A 25,328-nucleotide genomic window follows, 5' to 3' on the forward strand; every position below is an offset into this window, starting at 1 on the left:
AGTGAAACCGCTTAGCGCCGATGGTAGTGTGGGGTCTCCCCATGCGAGAGTAGGTCATCGTCAGGCACTTATACCGCAGAAAACCCAGCCAACCGGCTGGGTTTTTTGTTGCCGGGAAGAAAAGTTTTCCTCATCCAGATTGCCGCGCTGCGCTCGCAATCACAGAGCTAACGGTAGTGCGGCTGAGGTGACAGAGCCATGTCATGGCGAGGAGCGCAGCGACGTGGCCATCTCGGGTTTGCGGTCACTCCCGGCCTAGATCGCCGCGCTGCGCTTGCGATGACAACGCATCATTAACGATGGAATTGCTTTTCTCGTTCTGGTTGCCAAAGAATGGCGTCGATTCGTAATAGGGTATTACCGTTGTTCGGTAGGGGCCAATCAATAGCATCGCCCACTTTAAGTCCTAGTAAGCTGGCCCCAATGGGCGCCATGACTGAAAGGCCGTCTCCAGTGCTGCTCAGGGCATGAGGATAAACCAGCGTCCGGATCATCTGCTTTTGGCGGGTAAGGTCAGTGAATTGAACCTGGCTATTCATACTGACTACGTTGTCAGGAATCTCATTCGGATCAACGACAACGCCGCGGCTTAGCTCGTTTTCGAGCATTTCTGCTACCGCTTGATCTTCTTCACCAGCAGCGTCGATTAAACGCTGCAAGCGTTCGGCATCAAGCCGGTTAATGAGAAGGGGTGGACGCTGCCCCATGTTGCTCTCCTTGGCAAAGGGCCGCTAATTATAAGCGGTGCCGTATGTTATAAGATTAGGCAAAAATACATAATAAAAACAGCTCTTTCCATAAAATAAGAAAGAGCTGTTATAGCCAGTTTACGACACTTCCAACTAAAAGACGATAGTTGCCTACCATGGTACGAGCAACACCTAACGGCAGCCGTATTGCCCAGATAAAATGCTATGATGCCGGTCGCTGTGTGCTAATCGATGAGAAAGAAGTCTGGCACGCGATAGTCCATCTTGTTTGTATTTAACGTTTGAGGTGAAAGGGTGAGTGAAACAGTACCCACTTCGTGGCTCGTTTACTGCCGTCCAGGGTTTGAACATGATGCGCTAGCGGAGCTGCAGCATCATGCCGCATTGCACGGTGTGGCCTGTGAGGCGTCTTCGGGCGAGGGGTGGGTAAGTTTGACACGTGGTGATGGTGAACCAATAAACGATTTACACCGTCAAGCGGCGTTTTCTCGACTCATATTCGCGCGTCAGAGTTTGGCAGCACTGCCCGCGCTTGAGCTTTCACGGGATGATCGCCTCACTGCCATTTTAGAGCAGGTAAAAACCAGCCGCTGGAGCTTCGAAGATATTTGGCACGAAACGCCGGATACTAATGATGGAAAGGCACTAGCAGGGTTGATCAAGGCGTTGACAAAGCCATTGGCCAGTATGCTGAAAAAGCGTGGTGCGCTAAGGCGTAGTGCAGGGGCACGGCGGCTACATATTTTTTGGACCGATGGTGATCAAGTCCAGCTAGCGATGAGCTTTCCAGGCAATCGTAGCGAGCTGATTAATGGTATTCGGCGGCTGCGCTTTCCGTCTCGAGCGCCTAGCCGCTCTACCCTCAAGCTGGAAGAGGCTTGGCATGAATTTATTCCTCGTGATGAGTGGGAAGCGCGCTTGGCGCCCCATATGCAGGCCGCTGATTTGGGAGCTGCGCCAGGTGGTTGGACATGGCAGTTGGTTCAGCGCGGTATGTACGTGTATGCCATCGATAATGGCCCTATGGATACATCGTTAATGAAAACGGGGCAGATCGACCATTTACAAGAGGATGGGTTTACCTGGGAGCCACCGCAACGACTGGATTGGTTGGTCTGCGATATCGTTGATAAGCCGGTACGAGTACTCGCGATGGTAGAGCGTTGGCTTATTCGCAAATGGTGTAAAGAGGCTATCTTTAACCTTAAATTACCCATGAAAAAGCGGTGGGAGGAGGTAACGCGCTGTCTTAGTATGCTGGATGAGTCACTGGAGAAGGCGGGCGTGCATGCTAACGTATCATGCCGCCACCTCTACCATGATCGTGAAGAAGTGACGGTGCACGTAAGACTGAGAGATTGAAAAAGAGGTGAAGTGGATTCAGTAGCCCGGCTCGTAAATCCGAACGGTTTCATCTTCAGTCAACAAAGGTAAGATACGCTGCATGGCCATTGCCCGCGCTTCGCTTGAGTGCCACTCCTTCCAGGCGCGGATATCACGCCATTTGGTGATCATCAGTCGGCGATCGGTATGGCCAAGCTCAACGAGCGTTTCGCCGCTGATGAAGCCCCTGACGCCCAGGGAAACACGCATGGCCTCGCGTGCTGCTTGCTCAAATTCTTCTTCGAGGCCGGGCATGATTCGCCGTTCGATGATAACTTTAATCATACGTTTTGCTTCCTACAGCGAGAATATTAATGGCTAATGATACGGCTACATTACCCAGTTACGATGCATTATTAGACACCTCCGGGCTGTACTGTCCTGAGCCGATTATGTTGATGCACAATAAAGTGCGCGGCATGACCTCAGGCCAAGTGCTCAAGGTGATTGCGACTGACCCAGCTACCACGCGGGATGTACCAAAGTTTTGTCAGTTTTTAGGACACGAGCTGCTTGGTCAGGACACCACGTCATCGAGTAACTACCTTTACTTTATCCGTTTAGCATAGCTCTTCAAAACAATGGCCTTTTAAAGATCCCCCTTGCTGAATAAACGGCCGTTTGAAAACGAGTGAGGGCAAATCATGCAACTAAATTGCCCTCGTAATCATCCATTCGTTTTTACCCGCGCGTCTTCACTTGCTGTGCTGTTACGCAGGTAAGCGCCATTATTCGCTTGGCACGACAATCATTGCCAATGCATCCAGCGTGGCTGGATCTTCTTCCAAAATACGGTTGGCGATATGGCGCTGAAAAAAGTAGACCGTTCGATGGCGAGCGTGAGCGCTGTAAAGGCACTTATCGCCTAGCAAAATGGGAGTCATTGTGGCTTTTTGCTCATCTGCCAGCAATGCGTCGAGAGTGCCGTTGCTATAAAGTCGCCAGCCATATACGGGTTTCATCTCCCAAGGCGCATTCGGGTGATTCATACATAACGCATGAGTGCCTAGGGTATCGGGGATTTGCTGAATGAGAGTGACTTCTCCGGAGGCTTCATAGTCAAAGTAGTCCGCTGAAGCCACTAGCTCTTGGTATTTGTGATCGGGCGGTGAGTCGAAGATTTCTTCCGTCTCGGGATCACGATAACCCACGAAATAGCCATTTTCTTGATTGTTCAGCTCATGGCAAGCTGCCAGCGTTTCCATCCACGGCACCAAGCCGACAACGTTGCCATCTTCTCTAAGCCCCCAGGCCAAAATAGGCATGCCGTAGTAGCTGTCAGGACTCGCAGCGAGTTGGTACACCATCTCTAAACCATCTAGCTCAGGGGCTAAACGGACTAAGCACTTTTGCGCCTGCTGACGTTGACGCACAGTTTCCAGGTCGATGACCTGGGCAGAGCGGGGTGACAGGGATGCGCCCATTGTGTCCCTCCTTGTGCTGCGTGGTCATCACATTGGCGAAGCAGTTGCATGGCTTGCCTCAGTACTTACTTTGTTATTCACCTCACCTATCAACCAATAGCACAAGTTGCCCATAAGGTTAAGGGTTCTGCGGGTATTAATTATTTGCGCACGCTGGAAAGCGAGCTCTGAGCGTTTCATGTTTAAAACGTGCTCGCTGGTACTGTTGCAAAGGTGCCTGTGGGTCGTTAAGAGAAAGCCAGCGTGCTTGGTAACGGCGTATAGATCTGGGCTTTTCCACCTGCTGTGCATCAATCAAGCGATTGACGGCCGTTAGCCAGCGATTGGCTAGCGTTGTCAATGGCGCAAGGGGCGGTGTCGTCCCGTCTCGCAAGCAGTGAGAGGGCTCTTCGCTGTGCTGGGTTAACGACTGTTTTAATAGCGTATTCGCTTCGTTTAAGCGCTGCGATGCAAGAAGCAATGCGCGCAAAATTTCAGCCGTCAGGGGGCGCTCTTGTAGTGTTTTTAAATGATTTTCAAGGGTAGAGGAGTTTTGCTGCCAATTGAGATCAAACTGGTGGTCAGTCATCTGTTGCAAGTAATTAATGGCGTCAAGTTGATTCGCAATAGCCGCCTCTTCGTCAGTGACAAAAGGCTGGCTGGCCCGTGAAAAACTTTTAACCCACTCGCTGGAGTCAAAAATGGCATTCCAACTGACGCTGGGTAGCTGAGCTGTCTTAGTCTCCGTTAGCTGCCGTAGCCGGGTGCGGTCTTCATCGCTCAACTGGTCAGGAACCTCGCTATTCCAGCAAGTGCTCAGTCGTTGCCATAGCGTGCGCTCATAGAGCCATTGCTGGCTCGGGGGCGCTACGCGGCCTAATTGATTATTACGAGCAGCAATCAGTGAGGTGATTTGGCATTCGCGCAGTGCGTATACGTTGAGCATGCTGTCTCGAGTTTCGGCTACCTCAATGAGCCGTTCGGAGCGCTCCGGAAAATCACCGATATTAACGGGCTTTGAGCGTTCAATATCGGCATGGCCGAGGTCATTGGCAAGCTGCTGATGGTAAGCCTGCCATTCCTGTTCAGCGGGGTTATCGCCACAGCCAGCCAGCAGGAGGCTGAAGATCAGTATGTGAAAAATATTTGCCCACCTAACCATGGTTACCCCGAAGGCTAATGCGCTGCAAACGCCAGCCGAGTAGCAGGGCCGCAGTGCTTAGGCCGACAATCAAGCCTATCCAGTAGCCATGAACCCCGAGCGGAGCAACGAGACTGCCAACACCTTGGGAACCTAGCCAATGCCCACCTCCCAACCCCACTATCCAGTATGAGAGCACCGTGATCACCATGACGATTCGGGTATCTTTATAGCCGCGTAAAGCCCCTGCCAGATTGACCTGTAGCGAGTCTGAGAGTTGAAAGATAATTGCCAAGGCAATGATCGATAGCGCCAGCGCCTGTATCTCGCTGTTCGAGGAGTAGAGCGCAATGACAGGTACGGCACTCAACCACAGCAAAATACTATTGATGATGGCAATGATCACGCTGATGACAATACCGTTCCAAGCGACCTGGCGGGCAAGACTCAAACGCTGCTGGCCAAGTGTATTTCCTACCCTGACGGTTAGCGCCATGCTCAATGATAAGGGCAACATGAATAGAATAGAGGTGAAGCTTAGTGCTATTTGATGGGCCCCTACGGTCACTTCGCCAAAGCTGGCAATAAAGAGCGCAATGAGCGTGAACAAGGTCACTTCGACAAAAATTGCCACGCCAATAGGTACGCCCACGACTACTAACTCACGTATACCCACCCACTGAGGCGGTGTCAGTTTTTGCCAAATCGCCACGCTTTTATAAGTACTTCCTCTGCGCGTGTAATAAGCCATTGTCAGCGCCATCGTCCACATTGAGAGTGCGGTGGCAATACCACAGCCAAAAGCTCCCAAGGGAGGCAGTTGTTGCAGAGCGTTAGGAACCCCGTTGCCTAATAGTTCGACCAGACCTTCGCCACCGTAGATCAAGAGATAGTTGGCAGGAATATTGACGCCTAGGCCAATAAGGCTGATCCACAAAGCTGGGCGGGTATGGTTCATGCCATCTGAAAATGCTCTTAGGGCCTGAAACAACGCAATACCTGGCATGCCAAAAGCGATCGCAGAAAGGTAGGCTGCAGATTGGCTTGCCACGGCTGCGGGCACGTTCATTAAGTCAAAAATGGGCATAACCACTGACCAAAGCAGCAGGCCCGCGACAACACCCAGGAGGAGGGCGACCCAGAGCGCCTGATGGACGGCTGGGCGGATAAAGCTATTGCGCTGCCCTCCTAACAAGTGGGCCACAATCGGTGTGAGCCCCATCAGAGTGCCCGTCATAAACAGCATTAATGGCATCCAGAGGCTAGAGCCTACCGAAACGGCCGCAAGAGAGGTCGCATCATGGCGACCAGTCATCATGACATCGACAACACTCATCCCTGCTTGAGCCAACTGGGCACCGCAAATAGGTAACGCCAAATAGAGCAGGGCTCGGGTTTCTGGCCAATAGACCGATTTAACGCGTCGAGTGAAATCGCCCAATGTTTCGCTCCTGGTTGGCGAATTGATCTTTAAAAAAGCGCTAGATTAGCAGGGGAGACTAAGCCTTGCTTCCCTCTATTCAGCTTGTCCCGATAAGGACGTTATACTTTCATTAATATCAATGGTAAACGAGGTCTATGTGAATCAAGTGCAGGAGCGATGGACGCTGGCCGATATTACTACGCTGTTTGATGGTGTGTTTGCCAAGCATTATCAAACTCGCTTAGTGAGAGGGGAGGATGAACCTCTCTATCGGCCAGCAGATAACGACACCCCCTATCATCAACTTATTTTTGCACGCGGTTATTATGCCAGTGCATTGCACGAAATTCAGGCATCTCTTTAAAGGTTGACACGCTAAGAAACTCACGCTCATATGGTGTACATCTTGATAGGAAACCATGGACGTGAAAGCCACCCTCAATAAATTATTCAGGTCAAAAGCTAGGGTCATTCATCTAAGTCATTTCCATAAAGGCCGATTGGTATGGTCGAAGGGGGAAGACGATTGTGAATATGAATACTACTTTTCTTATTTAGAGAACGTTGGCTATTTCCCAAAAATGCCGGTTATTCTTCAGTCTGATGGATTACCTTGGGGTATAGGAAACGCCTATTTGTTAGGGCAGCTTGAAAAGCCTAACCTCTCAAATATGAAAACGCTCACTGCTCGAGCGACACATTTGAAATACTACCTGCAATACCTCGAAGACACTGGGCAACACTTTCTTGATTTGCCCAAGAAATACTATGAGCGTGCGCCGCAAAAATTCAGCGTATTTATGAAACAGGCTCTAAATGATCATGAATTCAGTGCTGAACATATCAATAATATTCTTTCCACCGTTGCTCATTTTTACACAAACATTCGTTATGAGTCGCTTGTGGCAGAGGTTAGTCTGGAGAATGAGCCATTCACTCCCATCAGAAAGACAGTCTTGACGACCAATCGTGTGGGTTTGGTTCGCAGTATTCAGACTGTAACGAATGACCTCCGAATTAAGAGTAGCAGACGTCCGATTCCTCAACTAGGGAAGCTCAGAGATGGTGGTAGTCTGCGCCCTTTAACGCCAGAAGAGCAGAAGGTTATTGGCGAAGGATTTAGAAAAAATTACGCATCTATAGAGCTTCAATTAATGATTCGAGTTGCTCTAGAAACAGGTGCCAGACAACAAACTGTATGTACATTGAGTATTGGATGCATTAAGCGTGCCTTTGAAGAGCTAGATGCATCCCCTTCTATGGATAATGTCATTATAAATACGGGGCAACGATACAAAGCAGATACGAAGGGAGGGCGGCTTAATAGGCTGATTTTTCGACGCAAACTTATTAACGATTTAATAACGTATATTTATTGTGAGCGTGCAGAAAAGAGGCAAAGTCGACAGAATAGTTTTTATTTTGAAACAGATGAAAATTATGTTTTTTTAACCCGTGATGGTAATCCATATTTAACAGCTCAACGAGAAATTCAGGATCGCCAAAACCCGATGGCTGCATGGAATATTAATGCGCCGTTGATGGTTCCTAAGAACGGTCAGTCGCTTAGAAATGAGTTGAAAAGATTTATTGCACGTATCCAAAAAGATGAGCCAGGTTTTAACGGTTTCTCTTTTCATGACCTCAGAGCTACGATGGGCATGAACGTTGTACGGGCGTTGAGGGGAAAAGGTTACCCTGATTCTAAGATATTTGACCATGTCAGGCAGCGTTTAAATCATAGTGATATTAAAACTACAGAATTGTATTTGAATTTCGATGCAGAGCTATCTGAGTTTAATAACATCCAAGAGGAGTTGGGCGCGATAATTTATACGGAGGGTCGTGATGAGTAAGTCACTCACCGCTAGACCTACGATCGAAGTAAACCCACAAAATCCACCTAAGCTTTATGCACCCCAAGCTGTTGTTGTGAAAGGGGTTAGAGCTGACGGTTTATTCTATAAAGTAGATATTGGCAGAATATGTTATTTAGAACGAGATGAAGACTCAGGGCGTTCGTCAGGGGGGAAGCACCACTCGCTGGGCTTGGTTAGTACTGATTCTTTATCGTTAGAAAGAGTGGACTGGCTAAGAAATTATCTGGATTGCGTTCTTCGTAAGGGGTGGCGTGATGAAACTTTGCGTGGAAGACTACATTATATACGGTATTTTTTTCATTTTTGCGATTTTAATGAGGGGGCGAAGCCAACTACGCTATCTGGGTTGGTTAATGAATATCAGCGTTACCAGATAGCTCTTGGCCAGCGAGCGCGCATGAGTGGTGCGGCAGCGCTAGGTTCAACAGCATTAAATGGTCGTTTAAATTCCGCTAGAAGCTTTATTCAGTGGGGGCTCCAACTATCGGAAAGTGAAATCCTGGAATATATTCCCAAGCATCGGTATAGAAAATCCAAAATAGAACCAGAGGCTAGAACTATCAATCTTAAAGATGGACAAGATTATTTGCGCGCATGTGCTGTCTATTTTAGTCAATTTTCTGATGCTATTCTAGGTAATAAATATCCTATTCGAGTGACACCACCAAATACTACTGACAAAGACCTTTATTGGCATTCTCCAAGAGGGACTACTTTAAAAAGTTTACCTAATTGTTTTGATGTGAATGGCAATCCACTACCTAAGAAAGAAGTTGAACACATTATCTCCAGAAATTTCAAAAGTAAAAATGCTGTTCAAGGGAAAACGGGTTTCTACGAAAAGACTTTAGTTGTTAATAGGGATCAATGGCGAGGCGGGAAGTTAACCATTCAAAAAGTTTATGCTTACAATTTGAGTGTTTTTTGTTTTTTTCAATTATACCTGGGGTTTACGGCGGCGAATGTGCAGACGACTCTTGATCTAAAAATATCAGATATAGATTTAAGCGCGATTGGTTATCGTTCATTCGCAAAAAAGCATAAATTTCGTGCAGGAAGGGCCGTTGATTTTTATGCACCTAGTCATTTGAAGAAAGAATTACTAAGATACATAAAACTAAGAGAGTGGGTGGGAAGTCTAGGCCTTTCTGGGAATGTCGGTGATTATCTATTCGTGAAAATAGGCGAGGACCAATCTTTGAAGCGATTGGAAAGAGGCAGCGGTACTTGGCTTATAAGGGAATCACCGCTGTTCAAAGGGATTTCAATGATTGCATCACGAGAGGTAAGGCAACTGACTAGTGAATTTTTTATAAAAAAATCACAAGGAAGAATTTCCTTGGTGGCGAAAAAGTTAAATAACTCTATAGCTACAACTGCAAAGGCTTATACATCTATCGATTTAGAGTCGCAAGCTATCGAGATGAATAGTTTTCATGAAGCGATTAGCTCTAAAGTTAGAATGTTTAATAGGGAAAAAGAAGAACCTGTTTCGGTTAACATTGCGAGTGATTGTAGGGTTGAAAGAATCGCTACTGGGTCTTGCTCTAACTTAGGCAGTAATACGCCGTTGAAGCGAGAAGGTTTTAATGGAGAAGCCCCTGAGCCTGATTGCGGTACATTTGAAAGTTGTCTGTTTTGTGAATATTTTGCAATGCATCCGGATTTTGAAGATATGCATAAACTCCTAAGCCTTCGAGAGGCGTTGCGTATCACCTCATTGATTAGAAATGATCCAGAGCATTACGAGGGGGTTGTGCAACCCGCGATTTTCCGGATTGAAGAAATTTTAGCATTTGTGTCGGAAAAGAATGGATGTGCTGGTGAAGCACTTTACAAAGCAGAGGAGGAAATTGAAATGGGTAGATATAATGTGCACTGGAAAAGGCATATACAAGCTCTATCAACACAATATAATGAGTCATTAGAAGAGTATTAATTATGGAAGCGTTAATATCGCGGCATTCTACTGTGAAGGAGGTGATTCCGCCTAAGCAAGTACTAACATCAATACTCGATGATGAAATGGTAGTTACTATTGCTAAGGATGGGAGTCCTCTGTCGAGATTTGCTGATGATATTTGGGATTACAGTGCAACAAGTACATCAATGAAAACACTAAATTTTTATACGAAAATTGAGAGTGTACTTGCTAGCATGGGGGAGGATAAGGCTAAATATTTAGATATTTCTAATGCAGTCAATTTTCTTAAAACTATTGCTGTTCATTGGGTTAGTGTCCTCGGTGGATGCTCAATGTCAAAGCTTAATGGCGATATGGTGGCAATGGCAAATTTGGTTTGTTATTGCGCTGATAGTGGTGCTCCGTTGAAGAACGTATTCTCTACTCCCAATGCTATTGACTTTTTGATTAGCCGTGGATCGTCAGACAAACAGATAGGGATATTGCTTGCAAAGGTTCAACGTTTTACAGATACATCGGCTGCACTCGGTAACAGTTGCTTCTGGGGAGAGTTGCCGTTATCTGTAGAGTTTTCAAATCGGTTAAAAAGATTTAGAAGGCAGTTTCCGGAAACAGGAGATTCATTTCAGACGCTTCTTATTCCATCGAGAATTTATCAAGGCTTGCTAAAAAATACGATTGAGGATTTAGATCGATTTATTGAGAATAAAGATACTATAAAATTTATATTTCAGATGCGAACTCTTGCTAGAGACAAGGCGTTGAGACTGGATAGAAAGCTTGAAGCTAATCCACTGACTAGTAATCAAGCCGCTAGAGTAGGAGTTCAGTGGAATAAATTGATTCGAGAGAATGGTCGGGTGTCCATTGCCCTAAAAGAACTTTGTGATGTGGGGGTTTCAAAAAGCGAAAGCTGGGCTGGTATCGTAGATAATTTGGGTCGTTGGCAGATTCGCTGCGCAATTATAATTGCTGCTTTTACTGGAATGCGAAAAAGTGAGTTATTGTCTATACCTCTCAATGGATTAAAAACTCTAAATACCGATAATGGCGATATTCCCGTTGTTTGGTCATCGACAACAAAACTCGAGAGTAATGGAGTGCCTCGTTTTACAAGGTGGATTACTAGCTCGGCAGTCGAAGCTGCATTTGAAGTAGCCAGGATTATTGCGAATGGTGCGCTATCTTGGTCTGATGACAGAGCCGTAGCAGATGCAAATGAGCAAGATATACCTTTGTTTTTATCAGTCGAGCATGGGAAAAAGGGAAAGCCCCATGCTCGGTTTCGCTACACAGCAACTTCATTTAATGGAGGTTGTGCCTTGGGAGACCTTTACAAAGATGAACGTAAAATTACTGCTCAAGATGTAGAGGAAGTAAGTTGGTTTTTGTATGGCGAAAACGTACCAAACTGCATTCGCGTGGGCGAAACATGGCCTCTAACATTTCATCAGTTCAGGCGATCGATGGCGGTTTATGCAGCTGCGAGTGGACGGGTATCTTATCCAGTTTTAAAGGCTCAGCTTAAGCACATTAGCATGGTGATGACTGCATATTATTCCAACTCCAGCTCAAGAGCTGTCAACATACTGGGGGATCGGCTTGAAGTTAAAGCCTTACGTGCCGAGTGGGCTGAGGCGAAGGCCCGTACTGAAGCAGATGAGCTCTTCCAATTGTTAGATAATACTCTGCCATTGGCTGGTAGCGCGGGCAAAAAATTAAGAGCGCATCAAGCTAAGGGACAATTACCTGATTTTTTAGAGAATCGTAAAACAACAAAGCAGGCTGTAAAAAATGGGAAGATTCGTTATCGTACTACTTTGGTAGGAGGGTGTATGTCGATGAAACCCTGTAACAAAGGTGCTGGCGTTCTCGCTTCCGCATGCATTAGCTGTGAAAATGCGGTGTTCCTACCTGGATCGAAGGTGGCCTTGGAGCAAACGAAGGAGTTCTACGAGGCGGAGCTAATCGGAGACATCCCTAAGCGTGCTCGCCAAGAGTATGAAACGAATATTAGGCAAATTGATATTTTCTTGCAGAATTTGGTTGAATCTATGGAGGTCTCGTGAAAGCTCGTAGCGAAGCAGAGCAACAATATTGGGATGCCCTTGAACGATTAAAGAGTGGAAAAACTAAGATCGTTAATACAAGATCGACTCGGTTTAAGTACACTAAAGACGCCGTGGGTCGTGAAGCTGGGCGAGGTAAAGGGTATGTGCGTTATGAACGTTATCCATTGCTTTGTGATGCTATAGTAGATGCTGAAGCTACGCGAAAAAATGGTGGTTTTGAAGCCTCTAGTGTTGCTAATAAAATTAAAAAGCAAAAAGAACTCAAGAAAAAAGCAAGAGATGAATACAATCAGCTCAGACAAGAATATGATTTATTGATGACTGAATATTTAAACATTGTTCGGCGTAATTTTGAGCTTGAAACAGGGCTTGCAGAGGCTAAGGATGTTAAAATAACCAGAATGTCCAATGTGCGCTAAGTACGTATGTTAAAGATAGAAGGTTTTTTTATATCTACTTTTTGAATTTTTCGAGTTATCAGTTCGCAAGAGGTAATGAGTAAATGAGTGCGTGCAGTACCGATGATGAATACTGTCAAAATTTGATAAAGGCATTTGCGGACATTTTTCCTAACTTAACAATAAAAGGTGACGCTGATGAACCGTTCTACGAAGCTCCGAGGGCGAATACTCATGCAATCCTATATTTTAGAAGTAACTACCCACGAAGCCTCTTGCATGAAATTTCACACTATTGTCTAGCTGGTGATCGACGAAGAGATTTAGACGATTTCGGATACTGGTACGCCCCGTGCGGAAGAACAGCCGAAGAGCAGCAGCGTTTTGAAATGGTTGAAGCGAGGCCACAAGGATTGGAAAAAGCAATGTGTGAAATTGTTGGAATTAAGTTTTCTCCAAGCCTTGACGATTTTTCAGGACGGCCACTATCAGCAAGTTTTCTTCAAGATTTAGAAATAGCCTATCAAGAAATGGGGGTAAACCCACCACCCACCGCAAATAAAGTATTGTCTGGCTTGAAAAGCTACTGGAAAATTAATAACTTAATTAAGTTTAAAAAATTAAACTGAGCTCTCTATCTAACGATAATTTTCTCTTCTAAGTATATATGTAAACTCAGTGAAGATATTTTACGATATGCAGTATAAAAATATGCTTTGATAAAATCAGCCTTGTTGCTGTGCGATTTGAGAAATTAGCTTGGCTTCCTTCGCACTTTTAAGTACAGGATTCGAGTCTGCAGCAAGCAATATAAACCGAGTTCCTATAGTTATGAAAAAGTAAGACCGAGCCGCAAACGAAGCGGAACGTACACATGAAGGGATTATGCGTGCTAGAACAGATTGGTCTTTCACTTCTATGGAAAAGGTTTTTAGATTGTTTGATTATAAAGAGCGTAGGGTTTGTTCAGTATTAGGGATTTAAGACTAGCTAACAGTACTGAATCTTTGTTTTTAATGTGATAGAATTTAGCTATTTCTTGAAATTACTGGAATAACATAATGGTATCTCAGGCTATCACACCTACAACATTAAGCCAGTGTATCTATAAAGGTGATATCTTCAATTTTATTGATATACTAGATCCAGAAAAAAAGAAAGAACTTATCGATTCTGCTTTTAGTTTTTCTTTATCCACTGATCTGTCTTTCTCGACTGTACAGATACAAAGGAATGGTAAAAGCTGTTATGCTCTGAAAAAATTCGATCAAGTGTTAATTTCACGGAACTTGGCAAAGAATGTAAGCAAAGTACTAGGTAAATCTAAAAGTAGAAATCAAATATCTAGGCAGTTAGTTCAGCATCTGATGGAAGGTACTAGTTACCGAATATACCGATTGGATATTAAGTCATTTTTTGAAAGTGTGGAATATTCAACTATTCAAAGTTCATTAGAACAAAGTAAAGTCAGTTACCAAACAAGACAATTAATTAGTTCCATCATCAATGGATTAAACCAGCCCAATAATAAAGGTATACCAAGAGGTCTAGAATTTAGTCCCAGTATAGCTGAGCTAGTATTAAATGATTTTGATAAAGAAATGAAAAATCATGAGGATGTTTTTTTCTATTGTAGATATGTAGATGATATAATTTTTATTACCAATGGCTTTGAGAATCAAAAAAAATTCTTGAGATGTATAAAAAGTAAATTGCCAAAAGAGCTTTCCCTTAACTATAATAAGCAAAAAGTTATTTTTGTAGATGCTAGAACAAAGTTAGATAAAGTTGTAGCGACGTTTGATTACCTCGGATACAACTATACAGTTAAAGATACTCAAGCTAAAGCAAACAAAAATGTTTTTCGTGAGGTTGTTATATCGCTTTCTGTTTCAAGAGTAAAAAAGATAAAATCCAGAATATCAAGATCTCTTTTTTGTTTTTCTAAAGACGGTAATTTTGATATATTAAAGCAACGAATAGATTATCTTACATCAAATAGATTGATGAAAGATAAAAAGTCGAAACATATGATTGCAACTGGGATTTACTATAATAATGTTAACTTGACAGATAATAGTGAAAGCCTAATCGAAATCGATGTTTATTTAAAACAAAGAATTCTAGGCTATTCATGTAAGCGTGGTGCACATTTTAAACAAATACTCTCTAAAAGCCAGAAAAGAGAGTTGCTGAAATTCTCTTTCTTGAATGGTTATCGGAATAATAATTATAAGAAATTTTCGCCCAATAAATTGGCTGAGATTAAGAATGCCTGGAGATATTAAATGAAAAGTATCAAGCTGGATAAAAAAGATCACTCTAGGGCATTGTTAACCGATACATATCCGACAGATGTTCCTGTTATATTCAGTAATGATGGACTATATATAAACGGTCATATTGTTCGGAAAGCCGTTTCTGATAAGAAAACAAAAGTTGTGTCCGATATCTACATTGCTTTGATCAATCCTGAGCTTAATACTTCTTTAAATATAGCGGACAGAAAAAAAGAACAATTAAAGCAAACTATACCATTTAAGTATAAGATAATAAAAAATGACGTAAGTTTAAGAACGCTATCTCTGATTCATCCACGGTCTCAAATTAACTACTCAGATATATATAAAGAACATTCGGATTATTTGCTCTCATTATGCGACAAAAGTGATTTTTCTATTAGATCACCAATGAAGGTTTGTAATTCATTTTATGTTAAAGATGAAAATAAAATAACGAACAATAATTATAAAGAGATAAAAATTGAAACAATTGAAGAAGAGATGTACAAGAAACATGCATCTTCATATTTTTCATATAAAGGGTTTAATCGTATTCATAAGCTATTCTCTTCCCCTTTATATAAAGAGCTTGAGTCTAAGTTTCCATTTATGTTTTTCCTTGATGTAGCAAATTGCTTCGACAGTATCTACACTCATACAATTGCTTGGGCTGCGAAAGATAAAAATTATGTAAAGGATAATTACGTCGAATGGAAAAACCAATTTGCTCAAAAACTTGATACCACTATGCAAAGAAGTAATGCCAATGAAACAAACGGTATTCCAATTGGTTCTGAGTTTAGCAGAATTTTTGCGGAAGTGATTTTTCAACGTATCGACATTAATATCAAGAAGATCCTTGAGATTGAACATTCATATATTAATAGCGTAGATTATCAAGTTTTAAGATATGTTGATGACTATATTGTTTTCGGTATGACAGATGAAATATGTACTGTCATCTCTAATGCTATCAGCGATTGCCTTTCAGAGTATAATCTTTATATTAACTCTGAGAAATTAACTAAATTCGAGCGTCCTTTCTGTACAGAAAAATCTAGAGTTATTATTTCAATGTCTAAGTCTTTAGATTACTTTGAAAGTACAATATTTTCAAAAGAAAATCTTTCTAAAAGGAAGCATTTTCCTGTTCAAATATATAAAAAGCATAACTTTATCAATAAGTTCATGAATGAAGTTAGGCTAATTGCATTGTCGAGCAATAAAAATGGTTATTCAGAAGTTTCATCTTACTTAGTTTCTTTTTTCTCAAAAAGAATAGAGTCTGCTATGAATTGCTATTCTGAATATATAGAGAAAGATGGTAAGGCGAGTATATTTATAGCCGATATTGAAATAATGATTGATCTAATGTTTTTCTATTATAAAGTTCATCCAACGATAAATTCATCCAGTAAGATAGCAAAAGTTGTTATATCGTTGATTGATTTTTTAAGTTTAAAAAAATCTTTATTTACTTTTACCCCTCAAATAAAATTGTTGGTTGTTAGTTCAATTATAGATTTTACCTTTGATAGAAATAAAAACGGTAAAAGAAAGGGATATATATCTATAGAACGTTTGAATATAATCTTATCAACTGGTGACTTTGGCGATTGTTTTCGACTTCCTGAATCTTACTTTTTTGAACTGATAAACGCTCCCTGTGATCTTAATTATTTTGAAGTAATTTCTTTGCTTTACTATTTTAAAGATCATCAGGAATACCTTCATATTAAGAGCAATGTTGTCGATTTTGCTATTGAAAAGCTTTCTTCGTTCGAAAAGATAGAAAACGACTCAGAGTGTGTTCATATGCTCCTTGATTTAATTGCTTGCCCTTACTTACATGAGTCTAAAAGGGTAAAACTGCTTGCCATTATTTATGATGGAATCTCTGTCCCGAAACCTACGGAACATGATCTATCATCATATATTCGAGCTATCGATAGTGTGTATTGGTTTGTGAATTGGAAAAACGTGAACATTAAGCAACTAATCGAACGTAATGAATTGAAATCGCAGTACTAATCAGGTATAGTGGTAGTGTGGTGAAGGCCACGCCATATTACTTCTTCATCTTTTGCTCTTGATTGCTTTGATGGTTGAACTTGAGCCGATAGGTATAAAAGAGTTGAATTTGACATTCAGTTCGTTGAAAACCGAGATGTTTTTGTTTAACGGCAGATTCATTTGGGCCCGCAAGCCCCTCATGAGCAACGGCTTGAGAGCACCGTAAGGGTGCCACACACCAGATGTTGAAGCGTGGCCTTTTCCCACTAAACTAAATTAAAACTTTCTTTATCCTCTAGCATCAATATTCTGCTGTGAAACCTGACGTAGTAATATAAAACTCTTTTTATATAATGAAACTACCTGCTCAATCCTTTCTGCATTATCTAGCATACATCTATTCAGTTGTTCATGATCAAAGCTGTTGTGTTAAGCATGTTTGGTGCGATTGTTCTGAATGTGTACATTAGAAATGTTAGCTATAAAATGCCGTCAGTTTAGCCTAGTTCTATTGCTTAAAACGGAACAGGGCATAACCGTGCCAGAGCGGATTGTTCTGAGTAAATTACATCAGTTCCTTATTAAGTTTGATGTACAAATCAATTGCTCACGGTCTTTTTTTGTACACTTTTAAGTGCATTTGCTGTACTTGAGTTTTTTGTATTTTTTTCTATGCTTTTCATATGGTTATGTGTGTACATTAATGATTATGATGTTAGTAGAAATGAGCCACTGGTGCATTGCGGGTGAAAAACGCCGTCAGCTAGAAGATTACGGTTACTGGTATTCACCGGATGGTCGTAACGCAGAACAACAAGCTGCATTCGAGCAGGCAGAAATCGCCCCGCAAGCGTTGGAATATTGGTTTACCAAAGCATGTGGGCGTTATTTTCATGTCAGTGTGGACAATCTGGGCGGCGAGGTTGAGGTGGATCGCGTTGCTTTTCACAAGCGCGTTATGGCGCGGGCTGAGCGCTACGCAAGTGAAGGATTGCCCCACCGGGCAGCGGCTTTTCATCATGCTTTGGATGCTTATTATCAACAGGGGTTGAGACGTGAAGCGGCCATTGCTCAAGGACTTGAAAGGTTACTGCGCATAGGTCTATGTTGAAGTTGTAATACTAGTCGTCATCAGGTGTCAAAGGAGGGAATCTTATGACCCAGCACAACGCAAATGGATCAGCCAAAGATGTCATCAATATCCTGACCACAGATCATCAGGAAATGATGGCACTGGCAAATCAGATCAAAGACTCAAACGACCCGCAGTGGAAAAGAAACACGGCGGACACCTTGATTGCTGAAGTAATGCGCCACGCCGTTGCCGAGGAAATGTACGTCTATCCAGCAATCGAAAAATGTATACCCAATGGAACCGATGAGGTCGAGCACGACAAGCAGGAGCATGATGAAATCGTTCAGGTGATGAAACAACTCGAAGACTGTAACGCTGACGATCCGGCTTTTATGGCGCGGCTTGAAAAGTTAGCGGGTTTGTTGAGCCACCATGCTGATGACGAAGAGTCACAGCAATTCCCTAAAATGCGCAATCATATGTCCAGTGATCAACTGATCGATTTAGGCGAAAAAGTCGAGCAGGCCAAGACACTGGCACCGACACGTCCGCATCCCAGTGCGCCTCACTCAGAACTCTTTCATAAGAGTGTCGGCGCGGGTGTCGGTATGGTGGATAGGCTTCGAGACAAGCTCACTGGACGGAAAACAGCATAAGAGCTTGATGAAAGCTGGTTTGAAACGCTGGCAATCATCGGTGGTTACTCACTCTCAAGAAAGCATGAGCGCGCCACTCAGTGGCGCGTTTTTTATCCGACAGACGCGCTTAGCGATTGATGTCTAATGCCTACTCCTCTTCTGTTAAACGGTAATGCATCGACAGCATGACTTCCAGTTCATGCTCTGGACGCATAGGTTCCAGACCCAGCTCGCTAAAGGTTTCACGCCGTTGGCGATGCCATTCGCTAGGAGTGATCGAAGGGTAGAGAACGGACGCAGGTGCCAGTTCTACGAAAGGATCTAATCCATAGGTGTCAAATAGACGCGCCAGGGCCGCTTCGTCATCGCCGTTGTCGCTGGTATAAAGCGTGGCGGAGAAGTGATCGTTCTCAAGTTCACGAATCACTTCCAAGGGACTAACGCCAAGACTCTCCAGCTCTTCAATGCTGTAGGCGCCCATCGCATTAGTATCCTCTTTGATCCAGCTATCGTCAGGCTGAATCAGCGTTTGCTTTACACGGCCATCGGACAGTGACCAAGCAATGGCGAGCGGTAAGCCATCGTCTTCGCCCGTTTCAATAGCAATAAACCCTGGATAATCGGCCACGCTAGTACTCCTTTTAAGATTCCGTGGGAAGACGGAAAAAACGCTGGGCGGTTTGTGTGGTGGCGTTGCCTAGCTCAGTTTCGCTGATGCCGTGCCACTGGGCAATCTCGCGCACTATCCATGGCAGCAGAGCGGGCTCATGACGGCGGCCCTTTAACTTCGCCGGTAGGTTGCGGGGCAATAGATAAGGGCAGTCGGTTTCTACCATCAAACGCGCTAAGGGTATATCGCTTACCATTGGGCGCAGGTGATGGCCGCGCCGCTCATCGCAAATCCAGCCGGTCAGGCCGATATGCAAGTCTAGGTCGAGATAACCAAACAGCGTATCGCGATCGGCGGTAAAGCAGTGCACTACTGCGTGGCTGATATCGTCTCGCCATGCATGCAGGATTTCGCGCATACGCTGGCCGGCATCCCGTTCGTGCAAAAACAGCGGCAAACCGCTTTCTACTGCCAGAGCCAGCTGCGCTTCAAAGGCACGCTCCTGCTCCTGGGGCGTCGAGAAGTTGCGATTAAAATCCAAACCACACTCGCCTACGGCGACGACTTCCGGCATGGCGTGCAGGGCTGCCATGGCGCGCTCAAGGTTATCATCCCAGCGACTGGCGTCGTGGGGATGCACTCCCGCTGTGGCGTAGAGGCCAGGATACTGCTTGGCAAGCGCAACCGCTTGCTCGGCATGCGCAAGGTCGGTGCCCGTCACGATCATGGTGGTTACCTGCGCCGCCTGAGCGCGCTGGATAACCGCGTCAAGATCACGCCCAAAGCTTTCGTGGGTCAAATTAGCGCCAATATCTACCAAGGGGGCGCTAGGCCGAAACTGTAGTGCTTCGGGTAAAAAGTCATCGGCATACGCGGTGTCCAAAGGTGTCTCCCGTTCAATATGCAAAGGCGCTATTGTAACGGTACGCGCAAGTATCGACTAATGGTGTGTTAAAGATGATGGACGCAAGGAAATGGCACGAATTGCAAAAAAACTGGCTCGATAGGTAAACAGCTAGCGTTTATTAGCGCCTAAGATGAACGCAAGCTATGGCGTGCTACGTCACTGCGATTGATTCAATAACAGCTTTTAACAACAACAAAAGAGAGCCACATAACTATGCCACTATCTTATCGTTCTGCTCATCGTGCATCGCACCGCCTTGCCACTTCCACTCTCGCCGCAGCCATTCTGGTGGCCTGCTATGTGCCAACTACCATTGCTGCTGAGAATATCTCTGATAACGAAATCCGCATTGGCTATTTAGCCGATATGTCCGGCGTTTATCGCGACCCCATTGGCCCATTGGGTGAAGACGCTATCAATATGGCGATTGAAGATATGGGCGGCAGCGTCAATGGGGCCAATATTGTGGTGTTTAGCGCCGATGACCGTAATAGCCCCGATGTAGGCTCAAGCGTCGTGCGTGAGTGGATCGATGAGCGCAACGTCGATATGGTCACCGGGCTGGTGGCATCTTCTGTCACTCTGGCGGCGGTGAGCCTGCTGGAAGAGGCGGATAAACTTGGACTGGTTAATGGCGCTGTCTCTTCGGCTATCACTAATGAGCACTGCTCGCCCAATCATATTCACTGGGTTTATGACACGTGGGCGATGTCCAACGGTACGGCAAAGGCGATTACTGATGAGGGCCACAAAAAATGGTACCTGTTAAGCGCTGACTACTCTTTTGGCCACGCACTGGAAGCCGACGTCACGCGAGTAGTGACTGAAAATGGCGGCACTATCGTAGGTAGCGCACGCCACCCTTTCCCGAGCAGTGATTTCTCCTCCTTCATGCTCCAGGCGCAAGCCTCCGGCGCTGATGTCATTGCGCTGAATAACGCTGGCGGCGATACGATTAACGCGGTGCAAACAGCTGGCGAGTTTGGCATTACCCAGGCAGGGCAGATCCTGGCAGGGATGGTGCTGTTTAGTACTGATGTGCGCAGCATCGGTCTTGAGAACGCCCAGGGGCTCCAATTCACCAAGGCATGGTATTACGATTTAAACGATGAAACCCGTGCCTGGGCGGAGCGCTTCCGTGAGCGTACCGGCAATATGCCAACCATGGTACATGCGGGTCTCTACTCCAGTACCCGTCACTACCTCGAAGCGGTTGCAGCTACCGGTACCGACGACACACAAACTGTTCGCCAGCAAATGGCCGATACCCCCATTAACGACATCTTCGCTACCGATGGCTACATCCGTGAGGATGGCCGCATGGTACACGACATGTATTTAGTAGAAGTGAAAACACCTGAAGAGTCGCAAGATGAGGATGATCTCTTTCATGTTATTCGCACCATTCCGGCAGAAGAGGCCTTTCGTCCGCTTTCAGAGAGTGTCTGCCCGCTGGTAAATAGTTAAGTCTTTGCCAACTCACTACAACGACTCAGAGGATTTGGCATGTCTGGAACGTCTGTTATTCAGCAAAACAGTATCGGGGCTGCTTTAAACCGCAGCGCTCGAAAATATTCACATCAGCTGGCGCTGGTATTTGGCGAACGTCAATGGCGCTACTCAGCACTCAACCAAGCAGCTAACCGCGTTGCCAACGGCCTGCTGGCAGCAGGGCTTACCCCAGGAGATCGACTGGCGGTGTATGGCAAAAACTCCGACGCCTACGTCATCGCCTGGCTGGCCGCTACGAAAGCGGGTTTGGTACATGTGCCGATCAATTTCGCATTAAGTAGCGATGAGTTGCGCTATATTCTTGACCAGTCGGGAGCAACAGGCTTACTCAGCGATATCAGCCTCGCCGACAAAGTGAGTGCCGCGACCAAAGGCCTGGAGCTAGCCCTGGTGGGAACCCTGCACGCGGATCAGGGGCGGGATGCGAAAAGCTTTGATGTACTCGCTCATGCTACGTCAGGATCCAATAGTGAAGAGCCCAATGTGACGGTCGACGGTACCAACCTTGCTCAGTTGCTCTATACCTCGGGCACCACCGCCGCGCCGAAAGCCGCGATGATGACCCATCAGGCGCTAATGGCCGAATATATGGCCTGCATGGTCGAACTGGATATTAAAGGTAGCGACGCCATGCTTGCTGCGTTGCCGCTCTACCACTCGGCGCAAATGCACGTCTTTCTCATGCCAGCGCTGTTGCTCGGTGCGCCTGTCTATTTGCTAGAGGCGCCGCTTCCCGAGCTGTGCTTAAGCGCCATCGCTGAGCATCAGATCGCGTCATTTTTTGCCCCGCCCACCGTTTGGATCAGCCTGCTGCGCTGCGCTGAATTTGATCGCTTTGACCTTAGCGCCCTAAACAAGGCCTATTACGGTGCCTCGATTATGCCGGTGTCGGTACTGGAAGAGCTTCAGCAGCGTATACCCGGCGTTGGGCTCTATAACTGTTATGGGCAGAGCGAAATAGCGCCTTTGGCGACTGTGCTGCGCCCCGAAGAGCACGCCGAGAGGCCAGCGTCCGCCGGGCGGCCGATTCTGACGGTGGAAACCCGCATCGTCGATCTCGATATGAATGACGTCCCACCCGGCGAGCATGGGGAAATCGTTCACCGCTCACCGCAGCTTATGAAGGGCTACTGGGATAAAGCGGCGATGACCGAAGAGGCGTTTCAAGGCGACTGGTTCCACTCGGGGGACGTGGGCTACTTCGATGAAGCGGGTTACTTGTATGTCGTCGATCGCATTAAAGACGTGATTAATACCGGGGGCATACTGGTGGCTAGCCGTGAGGTAGAGGAGGGGCTGTTTAAGCACCCGGCAGTATCCGAAGTGGCGGTGATCGGTCAGCCTGACGAGAAGTGGATCGAAGCCATCACGGCGGTAGTTGTATTGAAAGAGGGCCAAGAGGCAAGCGAGGAGGAGTTGATCCATCACGCCAAAACGCTGATGGCGCCTTATAAAGTGCCTAAACACATCCTCTTTGCCGATGCGCTGCCCAAAAGTACCGCAGGCAAAATCCTTAAACGCCATCTACGTGAAGACCTTAAGGGGTAAGCATGGACGCGCAAACGACCGAACTGTTTCACGCCATGATCAAACGCTGCCTCCGTCAGGAGGTCGCCCCTTACTATGATGAGTGGGAAGCCGCGGGTGAAATGCCGCGCTCACTGTGGCATTCATTGGGCGCTGCGGGACTGCTCGGTATTGACCTTGACGAACAGCACGGTGGTTCAGGGGCCGACATCGCCATCACCCAGCTGGCGCTGGAAGAGCTCTCCCGACAGGGATTTGGTGGCCTTGCCAGTGCCTATAATATCCACGCCAATATCGTTATGCCCTACCTGCAGAATCTGGGGACAGCGGCTCAATGTGAACATTGGTTACCAGCCATGGCGCGTGGCGATGCGCTTGGTGCCATCGCGATGACCGAACCCCATGCAGGTAGTGATCTTGCGTCAATGAGAACCCGCGCAAAGCGCACTCACGATGGCTGGGAGTTAAGCGGTAGCAAAATCTTTATCACCAACGGTCAGTTTGCTGACCTGGTGATCGTGTGTGCCAAAACCGACCCTTCCGCCGGGTCAAAGGGCGTGTCACTTTTTTTGGTCGACACCCGCTTACCCGGCTTTTCGCGGGGTAAGCCGATTAAAAAGATCGGCCAGCACGCCAGTGACACCGCTGAGCTTGCCTTTGACCAAATCAAGTTGCCGCATGATGCCCTGTTAGGTGAGGAGGGCGCGGGGTTCCGTTATTTGATGCAGGAACTCCCCCGCGAGCGCCTGGGCGTCGGGGCACAGGCGCTGGGTGCCGTAGAGGGATCGCTGGCGCTGACGTTGGAGTACGTACAGCAGCGCCAAGCATTTGGGCAGCGGGTGGCGGATTTTCAAAATACCCGCTTTACCTTGGCGGAGATAAAAGCCCAGTTGGACGTAGCACGCGCCTACTTTGAGCACTGCGTCGAAAAGTACCGCCAGGGCACCATGAACAGCACGGATGCGGCGATTTTAAAACTGCAGCTAAGCGAGCTGCAATGCCAAGCGGTGGATCGCTGTCTGCAGCTATTTGGCGGTTACGGCTACACACATGAATACCCCATTTCACGCTTTTATCTGGATGCCAGAGTGCAAACGATCTATGCCGGCAGCTCAGAGATCATGAGAGAAGTCATTGCGCGTTCGCTGCTGGGCAAAGTGGCCTAGCCAAGCGTTTAAAAAGCAAGGCGATTAAACACAAGCTGGCGTTTGAAAACAGGAGAGAGCCATGCGGTTGGATGAGGTAGTGATTCTAGGCGGTGCGCGAACCGCGATCGGTAGTTTTGGCGGTTTGCTCTCAACCAAGGCGCCGTTTGAGCTGGGGGCAATAACCGCCAAAGAGGCGTTGCACCGTGCTGGTGTAGAAGGCGGAGATATCGATCACTCGGTATACGGCCACATTATTACCACCGGCCCCCAGGATGCCTATCTGGCCCGCCATATTGCCCTCGAAGCAGGTGTGCCGAAAGAGGCGGGGGCCTTCAACGTCAATCGGCTGTGTGGTTCAGGTGTACAGGCGGTGGTCTCAGCCGCCCAGCAGATTGCTATGGGCGATAGCCGCTTAGCGCTGGCAGGCGGCGCTGAGTCAATGTCGAGAGGGGCTTACCTGCTGCCGCCCCAGGCGCGTAACGGCGTGCGCATGGGGGACATGAACGTACAGGATTTAACCCTCGGCGTATTGAGCGACCCCTTTGGCAGCGGCCACATGGGCTGCACCGCCGAGAACATCGCTAAGCAGTATGGCTTAAGCCGCGAGCAGTTGGATGAGTTTGCCCTTGAGAGCCATCTAAAAGCAGCGCGTGCGATTGCCGAGGGGCGCTTTGACGATCAAATCGTCGCGGTGGAGGTCAGTCGCGGTAAGCAAACAGTGCTCTTCTCTCGCGATGAGCATGTACGCGAAGGCGTTGAGCTTAGCGATTTGGCGCGGCTCAAGCCCGCCTTCCAAAAAGAGGGCGTGGTGACCGCAGGCAATGCCTCGGGTATCAACGATGGCGCCGCCACGTTAGTGCTGGCCCATGCCGACGAAGCTGCACAGCGCGGCTTAGCGCCCAGAGCGCATCTTCGCGTCGCTACGACCGCCGGCGTTGAACCAACGCTCATGGGGCTAGGGCCCATTCCTGCGGTGAAACGCTGCCTAAAGCAAGCGGGGCTGAGCATCAACGATATTGACGTGATTGAGTCCAATGAGGCCTTTGCGGCCCAAGCCATGGCGGTGGCGGAAACGCTCGGTTTCCCGTTAGCGAAGCTAAACCCCAACGGCGGTGCGGTAGCCTTGGGGCATCCGGTGGGGGCCACGGGGGCCATTCTGATTCTCAAGGCGCTGCACGAATTGGAGCGTATTAATGGTCGCTACGGCTTGATAACGCTGTGTATTGGTGGCGGGCAGGGTATCGCCCTACTTATCGAGCGCGCCTGATCCGAATCGATTACC

At 46.5% G+C, this 25,328-nt stretch carries 21 protein-coding genes and 2 pseudogenes; 16 read left to right on the forward strand and 7 right to left on the reverse strand.

The window, feature by feature from the left end; translation table 11 throughout:
• Positions 1–293 precede the first annotated feature (293 nt).
• Complete coding sequence (gene rnk / locus ACUN8H_RS16410) at positions 294–707, reverse strand: nucleoside diphosphate kinase regulator (RefSeq protein ID WP_445533129.1); 414 nt, start codon at positions 705–707, stop codon at positions 294–296.
• A 297-nt stretch (positions 708–1,004) separates the two neighbouring features.
• On the opposite strand from rnk, the gene rlmM reads away from it, so the two are divergent.
• A complete protein-coding gene (rlmM, locus tag ACUN8H_RS16415; RefSeq protein ID WP_445533130.1) occupies positions 1,005–2,072 on the forward strand; it encodes a 23S rRNA (cytidine(2498)-2'-O)-methyltransferase RlmM in 1,068 nt (355 codons plus the stop codon).
• Positions 2,073–2,090: 18 nt separating this feature from the next.
• On the opposite strand, the gene ACUN8H_RS16420 is transcribed toward rlmM, so the two are convergent.
• Complete coding sequence (locus ACUN8H_RS16420; RefSeq protein WP_445533131.1) at positions 2,091–2,378, reverse strand: antibiotic biosynthesis monooxygenase family protein; 288 nt, start codon at positions 2,376–2,378, stop codon at positions 2,091–2,093.
• A gap of 29 nt (positions 2,379–2,407) precedes the next feature.
• Here ACUN8H_RS16420 and tusA point away from each other — a divergent pair, with 29 nt between their 5' ends.
• Positions 2,408–2,662, forward strand: coding sequence for a sulfurtransferase TusA (gene tusA, locus ACUN8H_RS16425; protein WP_445533132.1), 255 nt, complete (start codon positions 2,408–2,410; stop codon positions 2,660–2,662).
• A gap of 159 nt (positions 2,663–2,821) precedes the next feature.
• Here tusA and ACUN8H_RS16430 read toward each other — a convergent pair whose 3' ends face one another.
• The 3 genes from ACUN8H_RS16430 to ACUN8H_RS16440 all read right to left on the reverse strand — a co-directional run bounded on the left by ACUN8H_RS16430 (position 2,822) and on the right by ACUN8H_RS16440 (position 6,078).
• Entirely contained in the window at positions 2,822–3,517 is a 696-nt protein-coding gene (locus ACUN8H_RS16430) for a hypothetical protein (protein WP_445533133.1), read from the reverse strand.
• Between the two features lie 136 nt (positions 3,518–3,653).
• Positions 3,654–4,658, reverse strand: coding sequence for a DUF3080 family protein (locus ACUN8H_RS16435; protein WP_445533134.1), 1,005 nt, complete (start codon positions 4,656–4,658; stop codon positions 3,654–3,656).
• Positions 4,651–6,078 (reverse strand): MATE family efflux transporter, encoded by a 1,428-nt coding sequence (locus tag ACUN8H_RS16440; protein WP_445533135.1) that lies wholly within the window; start codon positions 6,076–6,078, stop codon positions 4,651–4,653. Before ACUN8H_RS16440 ends, ACUN8H_RS16435 begins: the two co-directional genes overlap by 8 nt.
• Positions 6,079–6,199: 121 nt before the next feature.
• On the opposite strand from ACUN8H_RS16440, the pseudogene ACUN8H_RS16445 reads away from it, so the two are divergent.
• The 10 genes and pseudogenes from ACUN8H_RS16445 to ACUN8H_RS16490 form a co-directional block, all read left to right on the forward strand.
• Positions 6,200–6,409: pseudogene (locus ACUN8H_RS16445) on the forward strand (elongation factor P hydroxylase); the annotation flags it as partial.
• A gap of 76 nt (positions 6,410–6,485) precedes the next feature.
• On the forward strand, positions 6,486–7,916 hold the full coding sequence (locus ACUN8H_RS16450; RefSeq protein WP_445533136.1) for a hypothetical protein: 1,431 nt from the start codon (positions 6,486–6,488) through the stop codon (positions 7,914–7,916).
• Positions 7,909–9,879, forward strand: coding sequence for a hypothetical protein (locus tag ACUN8H_RS16455; RefSeq protein WP_445533137.1), 1,971 nt, complete (start codon positions 7,909–7,911; stop codon positions 9,877–9,879). Before ACUN8H_RS16450 ends, ACUN8H_RS16455 begins: the two co-directional genes overlap by 8 nt.
• Positions 9,880–9,881: 2 nt before the next feature.
• Complete coding sequence (locus ACUN8H_RS16460; RefSeq protein ID WP_445533138.1) at positions 9,882–11,933, forward strand: hypothetical protein; 2,052 nt, start codon at positions 9,882–9,884, stop codon at positions 11,931–11,933.
• The gene (locus ACUN8H_RS16465; RefSeq protein WP_445533139.1) at positions 11,930–12,355 is read left to right on the forward strand and encodes a hypothetical protein; all 426 of its coding nucleotides are present in this window, start codon (positions 11,930–11,932) and stop codon (positions 12,353–12,355) included. The genes ACUN8H_RS16460 and ACUN8H_RS16465 overlap by 4 nt, the downstream gene beginning before the upstream one ends.
• Positions 12,356–12,438: 83 nt before the next feature.
• A complete protein-coding gene (locus ACUN8H_RS16470; protein WP_445533140.1) occupies positions 12,439–12,963 on the forward strand; it encodes an elongation factor P hydroxylase in 525 nt (174 codons plus the stop codon).
• A 432-nt stretch (positions 12,964–13,395) separates the two neighbouring features.
• On the forward strand, positions 13,396–14,622 hold the full coding sequence (drt3a, locus tag ACUN8H_RS16475) for an antiviral reverse transcriptase Drt3a (RefSeq protein ID WP_445533141.1): 1,227 nt from the start codon (positions 13,396–13,398) through the stop codon (positions 14,620–14,622).
• Positions 14,623–16,647: an antiviral reverse transcriptase Drt3b gene (gene drt3b, locus ACUN8H_RS16480; protein WP_445533142.1), complete on the forward strand. Its 2,025-nt coding sequence runs from the start codon at positions 14,623–14,625 to the stop codon at positions 16,645–16,647.
• Between the two features lie 697 nt (positions 16,648–17,344).
• Positions 17,345–17,740 (forward strand): annotated as a pseudogene (locus ACUN8H_RS16485) (elongation factor P hydroxylase); the annotation flags it as partial.
• A gap of 44 nt (positions 17,741–17,784) precedes the next feature.
• A complete protein-coding gene (locus ACUN8H_RS16490) occupies positions 17,785–18,360 on the forward strand; it encodes a hemerythrin domain-containing protein (RefSeq protein WP_445533143.1) in 576 nt (191 codons plus the stop codon).
• A gap of 130 nt (positions 18,361–18,490) precedes the next feature.
• Here ACUN8H_RS16490 and ACUN8H_RS16495 read toward each other — a convergent pair whose 3' ends face one another.
• Positions 18,491–18,970 (reverse strand): hypothetical protein, encoded by a 480-nt coding sequence (locus ACUN8H_RS16495; protein WP_445533144.1) that lies wholly within the window; start codon positions 18,968–18,970, stop codon positions 18,491–18,493.
• A gap of 13 nt (positions 18,971–18,983) precedes the next feature.
• The gene (locus ACUN8H_RS16500; RefSeq protein WP_445533145.1) at positions 18,984–19,835 is read right to left on the reverse strand and encodes a TatD family hydrolase; all 852 of its coding nucleotides are present in this window, start codon (positions 19,833–19,835) and stop codon (positions 18,984–18,986) included.
• A 237-nt stretch (positions 19,836–20,072) separates the two neighbouring features.
• Between ACUN8H_RS16500 and ACUN8H_RS16505 the strand changes: the two genes are divergently transcribed.
• From ACUN8H_RS16505 to bktB, 4 genes are all read left to right on the forward strand, one after another.
• Positions 20,073–21,326, forward strand: coding sequence for an ABC transporter substrate-binding protein (locus tag ACUN8H_RS16505; RefSeq protein WP_445533146.1), 1,254 nt, complete (start codon positions 20,073–20,075; stop codon positions 21,324–21,326).
• A 39-nt stretch (positions 21,327–21,365) separates the two neighbouring features.
• A complete protein-coding gene (locus tag ACUN8H_RS16510; protein WP_445533147.1) occupies positions 21,366–22,919 on the forward strand; it encodes a fatty acyl-CoA synthetase in 1,554 nt (517 codons plus the stop codon).
• A gap of 2 nt (positions 22,920–22,921) precedes the next feature.
• Entirely contained in the window at positions 22,922–24,064 is a 1,143-nt protein-coding gene (locus ACUN8H_RS16515) for an acyl-CoA dehydrogenase family protein (protein WP_445533148.1), read from the forward strand.
• A gap of 61 nt (positions 24,065–24,125) precedes the next feature.
• Positions 24,126–25,313, forward strand: coding sequence for a beta-ketothiolase BktB (bktB, locus tag ACUN8H_RS16520; RefSeq protein ID WP_445533149.1), 1,188 nt, complete (start codon positions 24,126–24,128; stop codon positions 25,311–25,313).
• Positions 25,314–25,328 lie beyond the last annotated feature (15 nt).

This window comes from Vreelandella sp. V005, assembly GCF_052645115.1.